This is a genomic window from Streptomyces sp. CWNU-52B (genome assembly GCF_047444975.1).
Lineage (GTDB): Bacteria > Actinomycetota > Actinomycetes > Streptomycetales > Streptomycetaceae > Streptomyces.
The window spans coordinates 636,297-650,125 of record NZ_JBLFJV010000005.1; the positions used below are offsets into that span (position 1 = coordinate 636,297).

A 13,829-nucleotide genomic window follows, 5' to 3' on the forward strand; every position below is an offset into this window, starting at 1 on the left:
GGTCCTGCATACGCAGCCGGGTCAGCGCTGCCCGTTGTGCCATGCCGCCGGACACCTGACTGGGCCGGTGCCGACCGAAGCCGTCCAGGCCGACCACCTCCAGCCAGCGCGCCACCGCGGCTCGCCGCTCAGCGCGCGGTGTCCCGGCCGGCAGCCCGAACGCCACGTTGGAGGCGAGCGTGCGCCAGGCCATGAGGCGCGCGTCCTGGAAGACGACGGCCGCACGCCGGTCCATGTCACGGACCGGCTCACCGTCGACCAGTACGGTTCCGGTGGTGGGTGTGTCGAGCCCCGCGACGAGGCGCAGCAGCGTGGACTTCCCGGAACCGGAGGGGCCGAGTACGGCGACGGTCTCGCCGGCGGCCATCCGCAGGTCGATCGAGGCGAGGACGGGGTGCGCGGACGCGCCGCGGCCGAAGGTCCGGGTCACCCCCCGCAGTTCGACGGCAGCCGGCATACCGGTCTCGCCGGGTACAGGCATGGGTGTCTCCTCGTGGAGCTGGCGGGAGGACCCGGTGCACGACGGGACCTGAACCGAACGCCGACGAGGAGACGAGGGACCTCGACGGCCACCATGTGTCGCCGTCACGGCCGCCCGTATGTGTGCAGAGCCAGGTGCGCACGCATACGGGTCAGCCGGTCGATCTCGGCGTCGAGAGCGGCGAGCCTGCGGTCGACCACCGCGGACCCGGACCCGGACCCGGAGCCAGCGTCGGTGTCTGTGTCTGTGTCGGAGCCGGCGCGCCCGCACCGCCGTCGTGGGTTCTCGACGAGCAGGTCGATCCGGTCGGCGATGGCGCGCAGATCCTCGACGGTGAGCCCGAGCCCCAGCAGTTCACGGATGACGCGGACCCTGGCCACCTCGCCCGGCCCGTACTCGCGTTGCCCGGTGGCGGTGCGCCGCGGCGCCGGCAGCAGACCCCGTTCCTCGTAGAACCGCAGTGCCCGCGGGGTGGTGCCCGCCGCTGCCGCCGCGTCTCCGATCCGCATGTCCGACCCACCTCGCGCCTCAGCCTCTGCCGCCGCCGTGGCCGCGCGCGACGACGGGTCACTCCGACGGCAACTCCACGACAACGGTCCCGAAGTGCCGCCCCTCGAACAGTTCCTGCAACGCCCGCGGCGCGCTGTCCATGCCCGGGATCCGCACATGCGGGAAAGTGATCTCGCCCGAGCGCAGCCAGCCCCCGAAGCGCTCGGTCCACTCCTCCGTCACCTCGGGATGGTCCAGGCCGCTGTAACCCCGCAGCGACACACCTTGGTTGACGAGCCGGAACGTGTCGATCTCCGCGAGCGCGCCGGTACCGTCCCCACCGGACGCCAACTGTCCGGACAGCGCGCCGACCAGAGCGAAGCGGGCACCCCGGCGCGCGGCGCGAACGGCGGCGGCCAGTTGGTCGCCACCGACGGTGTCCAGCAGGACATCGATGCCGTCCGGAGCCGCCGCGGTGAGCTGTTCGTCGACCGGCCCGCGCCCCGGCACCACGACCGCGTCGTATCCGAGGCCGGTCCGCAGCCGCTCGGCCTTGTCCGGCGAACGGGTGCTCCCGATGACCCTCGTGGCACCCAGCAGACGCGCGACGGGGCCCGCGAGAGTTCCCACGGCTCCCGCCGCGCCCGTGACGAACACGGTGTCGCCGGGGCGGACGTGGGCGAGGCGGGTCAGTGCTCCGTAGGCGGACGATCCGGACGACAGATGGGCCACCGGATCGGGCAGGATGTCACCCGCCGGAGTGCAGGCGGCCGCCGCCACCAGCGCGTGCTCGCGCCAGCCGAGCAGATGCGTGACCGTGTCCCCGAGGCGCAGCGGACTGTCGGGCGCGGCCGCGACGACCTCGCCGAAAGCCGGACCGAACAGCGTGTCGCCGACGTGGATACGGGGGAGTGGTACGCCGTCGGCCTGGCCGCCGATCAGCGTGCGCAGCCCGGGAAACACGAGGAAGCAACGGTTGCGGACGACGACTTGTCCCGGACCGGGAACGGGGAGCGGCTTCCGGGTGACGGTGAAGTGCTCGGGTCCGGGCAGCCCGTCGGGCAGGTCGGTCAACACGATCTCGCGTGTGGTGGAGGGCAGGACAGTGGCCATGTCGGGGCTCCTGAACGGGTTCGAGGGCGAGCGCGGGCTGGGACAGCCGGTTCGTGTCGGCCGTCTTCGGCGTGCGGACGCTAACCCCTGACGCGCACGTCAGAGGCAAGTCACCGGCGGCCACCGGCGTCCGCCGGGGGAGCGGCCGCATCGGCGCAGCCGAACGGCCGTCGCTAGCCGACCAGTTCGCGTACGAGCGCGCCGACCTGCTCCACCTCGATGAGGAAGCCGTCGTGGCCGTGCGGGGACTCGATCACCCGGAGGTGATCAGCCGTGCCGATCCCGGCGGCCAGCTCCGCCTGCTGGGTGAGTGGATACAGCCGGTCCGAACGCACCCCGGCGACCAGCGTCCTGGCGGTCACACGGCGCAGGGCGGCACGGGTGCCTCCTCGGCCGCGCCCGATGTCATGCGTGTTCATGGCCTCGGCCAGGACGACGTAACTGCCCGCGTCGAACCGGCGCACCAGCTTGGCGGCATGGTGGTCGAGGTAGGACTCGACCTGGTAGCGGCCGCCGTTCCAGGGGTCCTCCGCGCCCTGGGGCGTGCGACCGAAGCGTGCCTGCAGTTCCGGCTCACTGCGGTAGGTGACATGGGCGAGGCGCCGGGCCAGCCCGAGTCCCGCGTCCGGGGCCCGGCCCGTGTCGTGGTAGTCGCCGCCGAGCCAGTGCGGGTCGCCGCGGATGGCGTGGAGCTGGAGGGCGGCCCAGGCGATCTGTTCCGCACCGGCCGCCGCTGCGGTGGCGAGGAGGAGGAGCGCGCCGGTGCGCTCCGGTCGGGAGACGGCCCACTCGGCGGCACGCATCCCGCCCATGGAACCGCCGACCACCAGGGCCCAGCGGCCGATGCCGAGCGCGTCGGCCAGCTCGGCCTCCGCCGCGACCTGGTCGCGCTGGGTGAGGGCGGGGAAGGCGCCACCCCAGCGCCGTCCGTCGGGGCGGGGCGAGGACGGCCCGGTGCTGCCCTGGCAGCCGCCCAGCACATTGGGGGCGACGACGAACCAGCGGTCCGTGTCCAGGGCGAGGCCCGGCCCGACGAGCCCGTCCCACCAGCCGGAAGTGGGGTGACCGGGTCCGGCGGGCCCGGCTACATGGCTGTCGCCGGTGAGCGCGTGGAGCACCAGCACGGCGTTGGAGGCGTCCGCTGAGAGCCGCCCCCAGGTCTCGAACGCGAGCCGCACACCGGGGAGTTCACCTCCGGCCTCCAACGGCAGCGGCTTCTCCCGCGTGTACCACTGGCGGCGCCCCGGAGGGTCCCCCTCCCGCCAGGCCCCGGAGGCCGGCGGCGGGAGGGGGACCGCGGAGGTCGTCGGAACGGTGTTCAGGACGCGCCCTTCGCCGCGCGGAAGCCTGCCTCCAGGTCCGCCTTGAGATCGGCGAGACTCTCGATGCCGACCGACAGACGCACCAGGCCGGGCGAGGTGCCGGTGGCCGTCAACTGGGTCTCGTCCAGCTGGCTGTGGGTGGTGGACGCCGGATGGATGATGAGACTGCGTACGTCTCCGATGTTGGCGAGATGGCTGAACAGCTCGACGGCGTCGACGAACCGCTTGCCGGCCTCGACACCGTCCCGCAGTTCGAAGGCCAGGACGGCGCCGGCGCCGCGCGGCAGATAGCGCTGCCCCGCCTCGTACCACTGGTTGGACTCCAGGCCCGGGTAGTGGACGACGGCGACCTCGTCGCGCTGCTCCAGCCATTCGGCCAGTGCCTGGGCGTTGGCGGAGTGCCGTTCGATGCGCAGGCTGAGTGTCTCCACGCCCTGCAGCAGCAGGAAGGCCGAGTGCGGGGAGAGGGCGGGGCCGAGGTCGCGGAGCAACTGGACACGGAGCTTGACCGCGAAGGCGCCAGGGCCGAGCGCCGGCCAGTACCGCAGACCGTGGTAACTGGGGTCCGGTTCGGTGAAGTCGGGGAAGCGCTCGGCGTGCGCGCCGAAGTCGAAGGTGCCGCCGTCCACGACGACCCCGGCGATGGTGGTGCCGTGGCCGCCGAGGAACTTGGTCGCGGAGTGCACGACGATGTCGGCGCCGTGCTCGATGGGCCGCAGCAGGTACGGGGTCGGCACGGTGTTGTCCACGATCAGCGGGACCCCCGCCTCGTGCGCGACATCGGCCACCGCTCGTACGTCGAGCACGTTGCCGCGCGGGTTGCCGAGTGTCTCGGCGAACAGGGCCTTCGTGCCGGGCCGGATCGCCGCCCGCCAGGCCTCGAGGTCGTCCGGTTCGTCGACGAAGGACACCTCGATGCCGAACTTGGGCAGCGTGTGGCGGAACAGGTTGTACGTGCCGCCGTACAGGGACGTGCTGGAGACGACGTGGTCGCCCGCCCTCGCCAGCGTCAGGATGGCGAGGGTCTCGGCCGCCTGCCCGGAGGCCAGGGCCACCGCGGCGACCCCGCCCTCGAGCGCGGCGATCCGCTGCTCGAAGACGTCCTGCGTCGGGTTGTGGATCCGGGTGTAGATGTTGCCCGGTTCGGCGAGCGAGAACAGGTCGGCGGCGTGCTGGGTGTCACGGAAGACGAACGAGGTGGTCTGGTAGATCGGCACCGCCCGCGCTCCGGTCGTCGGGTCCGGCGTGGCGCCGGCGTGGACCTGCTTGGTCTCGAACGACCAGGCCGAGGTGTCGGGTCCGGCTGGTTCGTCCTCGGGGGTGTGGCCGGCGGTGACGGCGTCGATCGGCTGGCTCATGGTTCTCCTTGTGCGGGGCGTGCGGATGTGCGGGGGCGCTGGAACGTGGATGTGCGGGGCACCTGAAGGGGTGCCTGAAGAGACCGCGCGGCTGCCGTCCGGACCCGAACAGGGCAGGCCGGAGGAGAGGGGCGGTGCGGTGAGGGACCGGAAGCAGCTGCCTGGGGGCGGTGCGGTGGTGAAGAGGAGGTCAGCTGCCTGAGCGCGGTGTCAGCTCACGGCGGGACAACACGCGGTGGTGACACGCACGTGGTCAACGCGGCGGCGGGTCACGAGCACGGTCATAACCCCAGGTAACCACAGATGACGACAGCGCACCAGCACGATGTGGCCGGATCACCCCTTCGTGGGTCGGGGCGCGGACACCGCATCAGATGTCCGTCACCGCACGCACGACACCGCACGCATGAGCGACCAGCCGCGCCTGGCCGGGATCGCCGAAGGGATCGACGGCTCACGGGACTTCACCTCCGTACGGGCCGCCGCGGGCGACCGCGAGACGCTGGGTTTCTGACCCGCTCAGGGCCGTGCCGTGGCCTCGGAAGGTTCATGCGCTTGCAACGATCCGTCCCGGGCTTCCCTGGTAGACATGGTGGAGTGAGCATCCCAGTGCTGCTGTACCGCAGGTTGTACGTGGATCTGGCGCGCCTCGGCGCGTCCGCGTGTCGATACGTCTGACGTCGACTCCATCCCCGTACGACAGCCCACAGAGGGAGAGCCATGAGCACTGTCGCGAGCTATGAGATCCGACGGGTGGGACCGCGGTTCGGTGCGGAGGTGACCGGCGTCGATCTGAAGGCCGGCATCGACGACCGCACCGCCGAGGAACTGCGCCGGGCGTTCCGGGACCACAAGGTGCTGGTCTTCCGCGACCAGCACCTGACGCCCCATCAGCACGTGCGGGCCGTACGGGTCTTCGCGGAACCCTTCGACCACCCGACCGCCGTGAAGGACCCGGCCGAGCCGCTGGTCTACCCGTACAACGTCCAGAAGACGGGCAAGGCCAGCACCTGGCACATCGGCGGTCTGTGGCGCCGGCCGGTCTTCGCGATCGAGTCGCTGACCTACGAGGTGGTCCCCGAGCTGGGCGGGCACACGCTCTGGGCCGATCTCCAGGCGGCGTACGACGACCTGTCGGAGCCGTTCAAGGTGCTGCTCGACTCGGTCGGCGCCCTCTACGACGGCAACGCGGAGAACTACGCGCAGGGCAGCAGGCGGACCGCGGTCGCGGAGACCGTCGAGCATCCGGTGGTCCTCGAACACCCCGAGACGGGCCGGAAGGGGCTGTTCATCAGCACCTCGGTGATCGGCCTGACCGGCGTCACCGCGCCGGAGGGGAAGATCCTGCTCGACCATCTGCTGCGGCACGCGTCGTCGCCGGACTACACGATCCGGTTCGGCTGGAACCCGGGCGATTTCGTGCTCTGGGACAACCGGGCGACCTGGCACTACGCCGTGGACGACTACGGCGACGGCGCCCGCGCCTACCGCAAGGTGATCGGAGTGGAGCCGGTGCGGCAGCCCGAGGCCTGACCGGACCGGTCACCGGACCAGTGAGGTGCTTTGCGCTCATCGCGGCAAGGGGGAGCGAGCGCAAGGCACCTCACGTCGTCCGGCCGTCGGCAGCCGGGCCGGTGGCGGGCTTGGCGGCGCGGACGACGGCGGAGTGCATGCCGTCGGCGACCGAGTGGGTCGGGGTGATCTCGATGTCGGTGAACCCCGCGGCTCGCAGCCCGTCCCGGTACTCGGCGAAGGACAGCGCGCCGGCGATACAGCCGACGTGGTCGCCGCGTTCGGCGCGCTGGCGCGGAGTGAGGGTGTCGTCGGCGACGACGTCCGAGACGCCGACGCGGCCACCGGGCCTGAGGACCCGGAAGGTCTCGGCGAAGACGGCGGGCTTGTCGACGGACAGGTTGATCACGCAGTTGGAGATCACGACGTCGATGGTGCCGGCCGGGAGGGGGACGGCCTCGATCGTGCCCTTGAGGAACTCGACGTTGGACGCACCCGCCTTCTCGGCGTTGGCCAGGGCGAGTTGAAGCATCTCGTCGGTCATGTCGAGCCCGTAGACCTTGCCCGTGGGGCCGACGCGGCGCGCCGAGAGCAGGACGTCGATGCCGCCGCCGGAGCCGAGGTCGAGGACGCGTTCTCCCTCGTGGAGTCCGGCGACCGCGGTGGGGTTGCCGCAGCCGAGGGAGGCGGCCACCGCTTCCACGGGCAGGGTGTCGCGCTCGTCGGCTCCGTAGAGGGTGGCTCCGAAGTTCTCGTCGACCTCGACCGGCTGGGCACCGCAACATGCGGTGCCGCCGTCGGCACCGCCGTCGGTGACCGACAAGGCCGTGGCGGCGTACCGGCGGCGGACGATTTCGCGCAGGTCGGGGGACTGCTCGCTCATGACTGGCTCCTGTATCGAAGTTCGTTGATACAACCTTGCGCCCTGAATCGAGAGGCGTCAATATAGAGGAATGTCGAAACAAGAGCCGGCGTCCGCGCCGCTGGGCGACGAGCGCGCGGGGGAACTGGCCAAGGTGTTCAAGGCCCTGGGCGACCCGGTCCGGCTGAAGCTGCTGTCGATGATCGCCTCCCGGGTGGGCGGCGAGGTCTGCGTCTGCGAGATGACCCCCGCGTTCGACCTGTCCCAGCCCACGATCTCCCACCACCTCAAGCTGCTGCGCCAGGCCGGGCTGATCGACTGCGAGCGCCGCGGGACATGGGTGTACTACTGGGCGCTTCCCGAGGCCCTGGACCGGCTCGCCGGATTCCTGGCCACCGCGCGGACCACTCCGCAGGCCACCCCGCGGACCACCGCCACGGCGCCCGCGTGAACGCCTCCCTCGGCCGCCGCGTCGCCGCTGAGGCGGTCGGGACCGGGCTGCTCGTCGCGGTCGTCGTCGGCTCCGGGATCCAGGCGGCCGAGCTGTCGCGGGACGGCGGCGTGCAACTGCTGGCCAACTCCCTCGCCACCGTCTTCGGCCTGGCCGTGCTGATCACACTGCTCGGGCCGGTGTCCGGCGCGCACCTCAACCCGGCCGTCACCCTGGCGGCCTGGTTCACGGGCCGCCGCACCGGGACCGGGCCGTCCCCGCGCGACGTGGCCACGTACGTTCCCGCCCAGGTGGCCGGGGCGATCGGCGGCGCGGTGCTGGCCGACGCCATGTTCGGCCGGCCCCTCGTACGGTTCTCCACGCACGAGCGGTTCGCCGGGCACCTCTGGCTGGGCGAGGTCGTCGCCACGGCCGGCCTGGTCCTCCTCGTCCTCGGTCTGGAGCGCGTCGGCCGCGCCGCCCTGGCACCGGCAGCGGTGGCCGCCTACATCGGTGCCGCGTACTGGTTCACCTCGTCCACCTCGTTCGCGAACCCGGCGGTGACCGTCGGGCGGGCGTTCACCGACACCTTCGCCGGGATCGCCCCCACCTCCGTCCTTCCGTTCGTCGCGGCCCAACTGGTCGGCGCGGCCCTCGGGCTGGCCCTCGTCGCGACGGTGTACGGCCCCTCCGCCGGCCCCCTCGCCGACCTGCCTGCCGACCTGCCTGCCGACCTGTCTGCCGAGCAGCCCGCCCCAGCCGGGGCGGACGTCGCCCCGCACGGCGAGCCCGAACCCGCCGTCTCCTGACCGCCTTTCGCCCGAGGACTCCTGCCATGAGCGTCACCGCCCCACGCCCGTCCGTACTGTTCGTCTGTGTCCACAACGCGGGCCGCTCCCAGATGGCCGCGGCCTTCCTCACCCACCTGGCGGGCGACCGGGTCGAGGTCCGCTCCGCCGGATCGGCGCCCGCCGACCACGTGAACCCGGCGGTGGTCGAGGCGATGGCCGAGGTCGGTGTCGACATCGCCGCCGAGACCCCGAAGGTCCTCACCGCCGAGGCGGTACGGGCCTCCGACGTGGTGATCACCATGGGATGCGGCGACGCGTGCCCCGTCTTCCCCGGCAGGACCTATCTCGACTGGCGGCTCGACGACCCCGCCGGACAGGGTGTGGCGGCCGTCCGGCCGATCCGTGACGCGATCGGGCGACGCGTCCGGGAGCTGATCGCCGACCTGCTGCCCGACTGACGTCAGACGCCCGCGGCGGCCGCGAAGGCAAGCCGTGCCGCCGGAGGCAGCGGAGCGTGCGGCGGCCGGGCTTCGAACGCCTGGATCACATACCCCGCGAAGCGCCGGGAGGCGGTGACCTGGGTGGCCGTCGACGTGGTGTGGATCCCCTTGTTGGCCATGAGCATGAGGATGAGGTCGTCCAGCACGAAGTCGGGACGCAGCCGTCCGGACTCCTTGGCCCGCTGGGCCAGCGCGGCGACCGCTCTCACGGTGTACGCACGGCCCGAGGCGATGTCCGTCGCCCCCGGGAAGCTCGCCATGAAGGCTTCGGTGAAGCCCCGGTCGCGTGCGTGCAGCTCACAGACCTTCTCGATCACCAGGCAGAAGCCGTGCCAGGGATCGGGGTCGGCACAGCCCTCGTCGACGATGGCGCGGCACGCGCTCATCTGGTCCGCGAAGGCCGCGGTGACCAGGTCCTGCTTGGTCGGGAAGCGGCGGTACAAGGTGGCGGGTCCGACTCCGGCACGTCGGGCGACCTCGCGCATCGGCACGTCGAGGCCGTCGGCGGCGAACAGCACCCGGGCCGCGTCGAGGATGCGCCCGCGGTTGTCCCGTGCGTCGGAACGCAGGCTGTGAGGGTGAGGCAAATCGTCGGTCACCGCTCTCACTTTACCTAAGTGGACGCAGGCGTCCGTTAGCGTCCCTGTCCATGACGCGGCAGCTCGGCGAGACCGGGCGCGATCGATCCGAGAGGGTGGAGACGACAATGAAGGCCATCGTGATCCAGACGTACGGAGGTCCCGAGGGGCTGGCGGTCGTCGACCTGCCGGCCCCCGCACCTGCGGCCGGAGAGGTCCTGATCGCCACGGAGGCGGTGGGCGTCAGCGGTGCCGACACCTTGATCCGCAGCGGTGCTCTGGCCGCCTACGGCTTCAAGGCGGGGCATGTGCCCGGCAGCGAGGTCGCGGGGACCGTCACGGCGGTCGGCGAGGGCGTCGACCCCTCGTGGCTCGGCCGACAGGTGTGGGGCTTCACCGGCACGGGCGGCGGTTATGTCGAAGAGGCCGTCGCCCGCGCAGAGGAGATCCTTCCCCTGCCCGCCGGTCTGTCCGCCGTCGACGCCGTCACGCTCGGCAGCTCCGGAGTCGTGGCCCACTTCGGGCTCGCGCACGCCCACTTCACCGCCGGAGAGTCGGTCCTGGTCCGTGGCGCGGCCGGCAGCATCGGCATCATGACCGTCCAACTGGCGGCCCGGGGCGGTGCCGCCGCGGTGGCGGTGACCACGTCGTCCGCCGACCGCGGCGAGCGACTGCGCCGGCTGGGCGCGACCCATGTGCTGGACCGCACCGGCAAGGGCGGGCCGGACGCGCCCACGGCGTACGACGTCATCGTCGACATCGTCGCCGGCGACGACCTGCCGTCGTTCTTCGACAGGCTGGGGCCCAACGGCCGCATGGTCGCCGTGGGCGCGGTCGGGGGGCAGCCGCCGGCGGACTTCGGCATGAGGATGATGGCCGCGTTCCAGAAGTCGATGTCCTTCGCCACCTTCAGCACGGCCACCGTCTCAGCGGCCGACCGAAGTGCTGTGCGCGGCGAGCAGTTCACCGCCGCGAGCCGCGGTGCGCTCGAAGCGGTGGTGCACGAGGTGCTGCCGCTGAACCGGGCCGCGCTCGCGCACCGCAAGATGGACGCGGGTGAGGTCTTCGGCCGGATCGTGCTGACCCCGTAGCCGAGCCGCGGCACCGGGACCGCTCGCAGCCGGCGAAACCGGGTCGACCCGGTGACCCCCTGGAAGAGATCCTTCGGCCATGGAGTTCTTCTGTTACCACCGTGACCGGCCCGGATCCGTAGCGCTGCGTGAGGAGTTGCTGGAGGACCACTGGTCCTACATGGACTGGTACGCGCGCGAGATGATCGCCCGGGGTCCGACCCTCGCCGCCGACGGTGACACACCGACCGGCAGCGTGCACATCGTCGACCTGCCCGGTCCGGCCGCCGCCCGCGCGTTCGCCTTCGACGAGCCGAATCACCAGGCCGGTGTCTACCGGGACGTGCTGCTGCGGCGCTGGCGCAACCTGCTGGGCCGGACCATGTGGGACTTCCCCGGCGGCCCGACCGACGGCGACCGGTACCTGGTCATCGGCCTGGGTTCCGGCCTCGGCGAGGGGCAGGAAGCCGACCTCGTGGTGCCGCCCGACCGGGACGAGCTGATCGCGTACGGACCGCTGCTGTCCGACGACGGCACCACCTGGCTGGGCACGGCGGTCTTGCTCCGAGCCCCGGACCCGGAGACGGCACGCGCCGTCCTGACCCCGGACCGGTACGCCGACGTCGAGGTGCACACCTGGCAGTTCGGCGGGCGTTCGTCCTGACCCGGGGGCTGGGCCGACCCCTGGTTCTCAGGGCGCGATACCCACTCCGTCGATCCGGCTCCACGCCCGCTCCTGCGCCGCGGTCATCGCGGGCCAGCGCAGGCCGCCGGGACGGGGCCGGATCTGGGTGGCGTACGGGGCGGGGCGGAACCGCGGTTCGTAGAAGCAGCCGGTGCCGTAGGCGCTGTCGAACGCGGGGCAGGACCGTGCGATCGAACGTGGGGTCGGCTTGCGGCCGGTGCGTACCCAGGTGTCCAGGGAGGAGAGGGAGTTGGCGTACTCGGCGGTGCTCAGTTCGCTGTGCTCGGACTCGCGGGTGAAGGTCTGGACGAGATGACCGTCCTGTCCGGCGCCGCGCAGGGTGGCCCGGTAGGCCGCCTCGTGTCCGACGACGACCTGAGGGTCGTCGATCGCGTGGAGGGTGAGGACCGGCAGGGAGACCCGGCCGGTGAGATCGCTGTCGTAGGACAGGTCACGGCTTGCGGACGGGTCGGCCCGGAAGCGGGCCACACCGGCGTTGAGCGCCTTGTCGTCGTGCGAACCGTCGTAGTGGACACCGCGGTTGCCGAACGGGTTACGGCCGTCGAGCCGCTTGGACACGATGTCCTGGAACAGGAACGTCGCGTACTGCAGGTTCGTCGTCAGTGACCGCTCCGGAATGCGGGTGACGGCGAGGATGTCGTCGAGCTTGCGCTGCTGGGCCGCCGTCCGGCCGCCGGGCTCGGAGTCGATCCCCGTGCACTCCTGGAGGCGGTCCTGGACCTGAGCGGGCGTCAGGGTGGAGTCCGCGGGCAGCCCCTGCCACAGCGGGTACTGCGGCTCCGTCGGGCGAGGGAGGTTCCGGCAGTAGTACTGGTAGACCACGCGCAGGTCCACGCGGTGGTCGTACCCGCGCGAGCCGCCGCCCAGCAGGCCGTTGGTCAGCAGCACTCCGTCGTACGCGCCGGCCTTCCTGCCGTAGGTCTCGGCGACCTTGGCCGCGACGTCGCCACCGAAGGACTGGCCGTGGAGGTAGGTCCGGTCGGGCCGGCCGAAGCGGTCGGCGAACAGACGGCGTACGTTCTCGGTGTCTGCGGCGGCCATCCTGACCCCGTAGCCGCCGCGCCGGTACGAGGAGGCGGCCCAGGCGTAGCCCTCGTCGACCATCACCTCCCAGCGCTCCAGGTCCTCCGTCGGGCTGGAGGAGTCGTAGGAGAAGTCGGGTCCGCCGTGGGCGTGCACGACGAGAGAGCCGTTCCAGCGCTTCGGCACCGCCATCGTGTAGTAGGCGCCGTAGGCGTCCTGCCCCGTGTAACAGGTGGCCTTGCCGGCCAGGCCGGAGGGACAGTCGGCCACCGTGGGCCGCGTGACGTCCGCACCGGTGATGGACGCTCCGGTGGCGGACGCGTTGCCGAGCGTGCCCAGGAGCAGCGCGGCGAGCACGGCCGTGAGCGCGGCGGCCGGACGGCGTCGGCGGGCCGGCCGCCGCCGGGAACGGCGCGTGGGTGTGCGGGGTGTGCTGGGTGTGGTCAAGGAACTGCTCCTTCAGGTGCTGAGAGCCGACCACCGTGTCTAGTGGTTGCTATAGCATGCAGTCAATAGCTCAGTGAGGGAGACTTCCGCCCGGAGGGGGTTGCGAAGTGCGAGGCTGCTGAAGGGAGTTCGCGTCGGACGTGACCGCCCGGATGTGACCGCCCGGACGTGATTGCGTCGGCCCGGGGGAGTGCCGCCGGGTCAGCCCGGGAAGCGCGTCGCGATCCGCGAGACGTTCGACGTGTGGCTGTGGGCGCGCATCAGCTCTTCGGCCCGCTCTCCGTTGCCGGCGGCGATGGCCTCGTAGATGACCCGGTGCTGCTTGTACCGCTCGTCGACCACCTTCGAGCGCTCGCCGCGCACCTCGGACAGGACGAAGTCGCGCCGCTCCTGCGAACCGAAGGCGTTGACGGTACGGACCATCTGGACCAGGGTCGCGTTGCCACTGGCCTCGTCCACGAGTGCGTGGAAGTGCCGCATGAGGTCCTGGATCTCCAGGACGAGGTCCCGCTCGGCGTCGGACCCGGAGGTCTCCCCGCGCAGCCGGCCGCGCAACGCGTCCGCCTGGTCCAGGCAGTCGGACATCTCGCGCCGCTGGGCCGCCGTCGACTTCTCCGCGGCGAGCCGGGCGGCGAGCGCCCGCAGCGTGTCCTCCATCATGGTGAACTCGCGCAGCTCGTCCTTGCCGAACTGCGCGATACGGACCGACCTGGGCCCCGTCCGCTCCACCAGCCGATCCTGCTCAAGGCGCCTGAGGGCCTCACGGACCGGCGTCGCGCTGATGCTGAGGGACTCCGCCAGACCCCGCTCGGTGACCTTCTCGCCGCGCTTCAGGGCTCCGGTGACGATGGCCTCGCGAATGGCGGCGTACGCCTGGTCGCCGAGGGTGACCGGGGTCGAGAGCTGAGGGAGCAAAGCCATGCAGGACATGGTATTTGCTACAGCATGAATGTCAACCGGTGGCACACTCGGCTCACGGTCGTCGCACCCGCCGTCGTCCCCGTCGTCGCAGCGCGCGTCCCGTCCCGGCCCGTCCGGCGGTGCTTGAGGAACTCACGGCGCGACCGTCAAGAAACCCTCAGGTTCACCGTGGGGCTGCCGTCAAGTCCGCCGAGCAGCATCAGGACCTCAACCAACTACCAATGAG

At 71.8% G+C, this 13,829-nt stretch carries 15 protein-coding genes and 1 pseudogene; 7 read left to right on the top strand and 9 right to left on the bottom strand.

Going from position 1 to position 13,829, the window contains the following annotated elements; all coding sequences use genetic code 11:
• Positions 1-64: 64 nt before the first annotated feature.
• Positions 65-367, bottom strand: a pseudogene (locus ACLVWQ_RS05690) (ATP-binding cassette domain-containing protein); the annotation flags it as partial.
• On the opposite strand from ACLVWQ_RS05690, the gene ACLVWQ_RS05695 reads away from it, so the two are divergent.
• Positions 276-533: a hypothetical protein gene (locus ACLVWQ_RS05695; RefSeq protein WP_414107041.1), complete on the top strand. Its 258-nt coding sequence runs from the start codon at positions 276-278 to the stop codon at positions 531-533. The pseudogene ACLVWQ_RS05690 and the gene ACLVWQ_RS05695 overlap by 92 nt on opposite strands.
• A gap of 52 nt (positions 534-585) precedes the next feature.
• Here the strand turns inward: ACLVWQ_RS05695 and ACLVWQ_RS05700 are convergent, their stop codons facing one another.
• The 4 genes from ACLVWQ_RS05700 to ACLVWQ_RS05715 all read right to left on the bottom strand — a co-directional run bounded on the left by ACLVWQ_RS05700 (position 586) and on the right by ACLVWQ_RS05715 (position 4,763).
• Positions 586-990, bottom strand: coding sequence for a MerR family transcriptional regulator (locus ACLVWQ_RS05700; protein WP_414107042.1), 405 nt, complete (start codon positions 988-990; stop codon positions 586-588).
• A gap of 58 nt (positions 991-1,048) precedes the next feature.
• Positions 1,049-2,083: an MDR family NADP-dependent oxidoreductase gene (locus ACLVWQ_RS05705; RefSeq protein WP_414107043.1), complete on the bottom strand. Its 1,035-nt coding sequence runs from the start codon at positions 2,081-2,083 to the stop codon at positions 1,049-1,051.
• Between the two features lie 173 nt (positions 2,084-2,256).
• Positions 2,257-3,405: a homoserine O-acetyltransferase MetX gene (gene metX / locus ACLVWQ_RS05710; RefSeq protein WP_414107408.1), complete on the bottom strand. Its 1,149-nt coding sequence runs from the start codon at positions 3,403-3,405 to the stop codon at positions 2,257-2,259.
• Positions 3,402-4,763 (bottom strand): bifunctional o-acetylhomoserine/o-acetylserine sulfhydrylase, encoded by a 1,362-nt coding sequence (locus ACLVWQ_RS05715; protein WP_414107044.1) that lies wholly within the window; start codon positions 4,761-4,763, stop codon positions 3,402-3,404. Before ACLVWQ_RS05715 ends, metX begins: the two co-directional genes overlap by 4 nt.
• A gap of 720 nt (positions 4,764-5,483) precedes the next feature.
• On the opposite strand from ACLVWQ_RS05715, the gene ACLVWQ_RS05720 reads away from it, so the two are divergent.
• Positions 5,484-6,296, top strand: a complete 813-nt coding sequence (locus tag ACLVWQ_RS05720) for a TauD/TfdA dioxygenase family protein (protein ID WP_414107045.1) — start codon at positions 5,484-5,486, stop codon at positions 6,294-6,296.
• Positions 6,297-6,366: 70 nt separating this feature from the next.
• Here ACLVWQ_RS05720 and arsM read toward each other — a convergent pair whose 3' ends face one another.
• Positions 6,367-7,158 (bottom strand): arsenite methyltransferase, encoded by a 792-nt coding sequence (gene arsM / locus ACLVWQ_RS05725; protein WP_414107046.1) that lies wholly within the window; start codon positions 7,156-7,158, stop codon positions 6,367-6,369.
• Positions 7,159-7,228: 70 nt separating this feature from the next.
• On the opposite strand from arsM, the gene ACLVWQ_RS05730 reads away from it, so the two are divergent.
• From ACLVWQ_RS05730 to ACLVWQ_RS05740, 3 genes are read left to right on the top strand one after another with little or no spacing between them, the layout of a single operon-like run.
• Positions 7,229-7,588 carry an ArsR/SmtB family transcription factor gene (locus ACLVWQ_RS05730; RefSeq protein ID WP_414107047.1) on the top strand — a complete coding sequence of 120 codons (360 nt, stop codon included), beginning with the start codon at positions 7,229-7,231 and terminating at the stop codon, positions 7,586-7,588.
• Positions 7,585-8,376 (top strand): aquaporin, encoded by a 792-nt coding sequence (locus ACLVWQ_RS05735; RefSeq protein ID WP_414107048.1) that lies wholly within the window; start codon positions 7,585-7,587, stop codon positions 8,374-8,376. Before ACLVWQ_RS05730 ends, ACLVWQ_RS05735 begins: the two co-directional genes overlap by 4 nt.
• Before the next feature lie 26 nt (positions 8,377-8,402).
• Positions 8,403-8,816 carry an arsenate reductase ArsC gene (locus tag ACLVWQ_RS05740; protein ID WP_414107049.1) on the top strand — a complete coding sequence of 138 codons (414 nt, stop codon included), beginning with the start codon at positions 8,403-8,405 and terminating at the stop codon, positions 8,814-8,816.
• 2 nt (positions 8,817-8,818) lie between these two features.
• On the opposite strand, the gene ACLVWQ_RS05745 is transcribed toward ACLVWQ_RS05740, so the two are convergent.
• Positions 8,819-9,457 carry a TetR/AcrR family transcriptional regulator gene (locus tag ACLVWQ_RS05745; protein ID WP_414107050.1) on the bottom strand — a complete coding sequence of 213 codons (639 nt, stop codon included), beginning with the start codon at positions 9,455-9,457 and terminating at the stop codon, positions 8,819-8,821.
• Between the two features lie 107 nt (positions 9,458-9,564).
• Here ACLVWQ_RS05745 and ACLVWQ_RS05750 point away from each other — a divergent pair, with 107 nt between their 5' ends.
• Complete coding sequence (locus ACLVWQ_RS05750; RefSeq protein WP_414107051.1) at positions 9,565-10,527, top strand: zinc-binding dehydrogenase; 963 nt, start codon at positions 9,565-9,567, stop codon at positions 10,525-10,527.
• Between the two features lie 79 nt (positions 10,528-10,606).
• A complete protein-coding gene (locus ACLVWQ_RS05755; RefSeq protein ID WP_414107052.1) occupies positions 10,607-11,170 on the top strand; it encodes a YciI family protein in 564 nt (187 codons plus the stop codon).
• A gap of 27 nt (positions 11,171-11,197) precedes the next feature.
• Here ACLVWQ_RS05755 and ACLVWQ_RS05760 read toward each other — a convergent pair whose 3' ends face one another.
• Positions 11,198-12,682: a DUF6351 family protein gene (locus tag ACLVWQ_RS05760; RefSeq protein WP_414107053.1), complete on the bottom strand. Its 1,485-nt coding sequence runs from the start codon at positions 12,680-12,682 to the stop codon at positions 11,198-11,200.
• A gap of 201 nt (positions 12,683-12,883) precedes the next feature.
• Positions 12,884-13,603: a GntR family transcriptional regulator gene (locus ACLVWQ_RS05765; protein WP_414107054.1), complete on the bottom strand. Its 720-nt coding sequence runs from the start codon at positions 13,601-13,603 to the stop codon at positions 12,884-12,886.
• Positions 13,604-13,829 lie beyond the last annotated feature (226 nt).

Coding starts and splice junctions, on each gene's coding strand:
- ACLVWQ_RS05750 (WP_414107051.1), top strand. CDS start 9,565: ATGAAGGCCATCGTGATCCAGACGTACGGAGGTCCCGAGGGGCTGGCG.
- ACLVWQ_RS05705 (WP_414107043.1), bottom strand. CDS start 2,083: ATGGCCACTGTCCTGCCCTCCACCACACGCGAGATCGTGTTGACCGAC.
- ACLVWQ_RS05715 (WP_414107044.1), bottom strand. CDS start 4,763: ATGAGCCAGCCGATCGACGCCGTCACCGCCGGCCACACCCCCGAGGAC.
- ACLVWQ_RS05755 (WP_414107052.1), top strand. CDS start 10,607: ATGGAGTTCTTCTGTTACCACCGTGACCGGCCCGGATCCGTAGCGCTG.
- ACLVWQ_RS05740 (WP_414107049.1), top strand. CDS start 8,403: ATGAGCGTCACCGCCCCACGCCCGTCCGTACTGTTCGTCTGTGTCCAC.
- ACLVWQ_RS05720 (WP_414107045.1), top strand. CDS start 5,484: ATGAGCACTGTCGCGAGCTATGAGATCCGACGGGTGGGACCGCGGTTC.
- ACLVWQ_RS05730 (WP_414107047.1), top strand. CDS start 7,229: ATGTCGAAACAAGAGCCGGCGTCCGCGCCGCTGGGCGACGAGCGCGCG.
- arsM (WP_414107046.1), bottom strand. CDS start 7,158: ATGAGCGAGCAGTCCCCCGACCTGCGCGAAATCGTCCGCCGCCGGTAC.
- ACLVWQ_RS05765 (WP_414107054.1), bottom strand. CDS start 13,603: ATGGCTTTGCTCCCTCAGCTCTCGACCCCGGTCACCCTCGGCGACCAG.
- ACLVWQ_RS05700 (WP_414107042.1), bottom strand. CDS start 990: ATGCGGATCGGAGACGCGGCGGCAGCGGCGGGCACCACCCCGCGGGCA.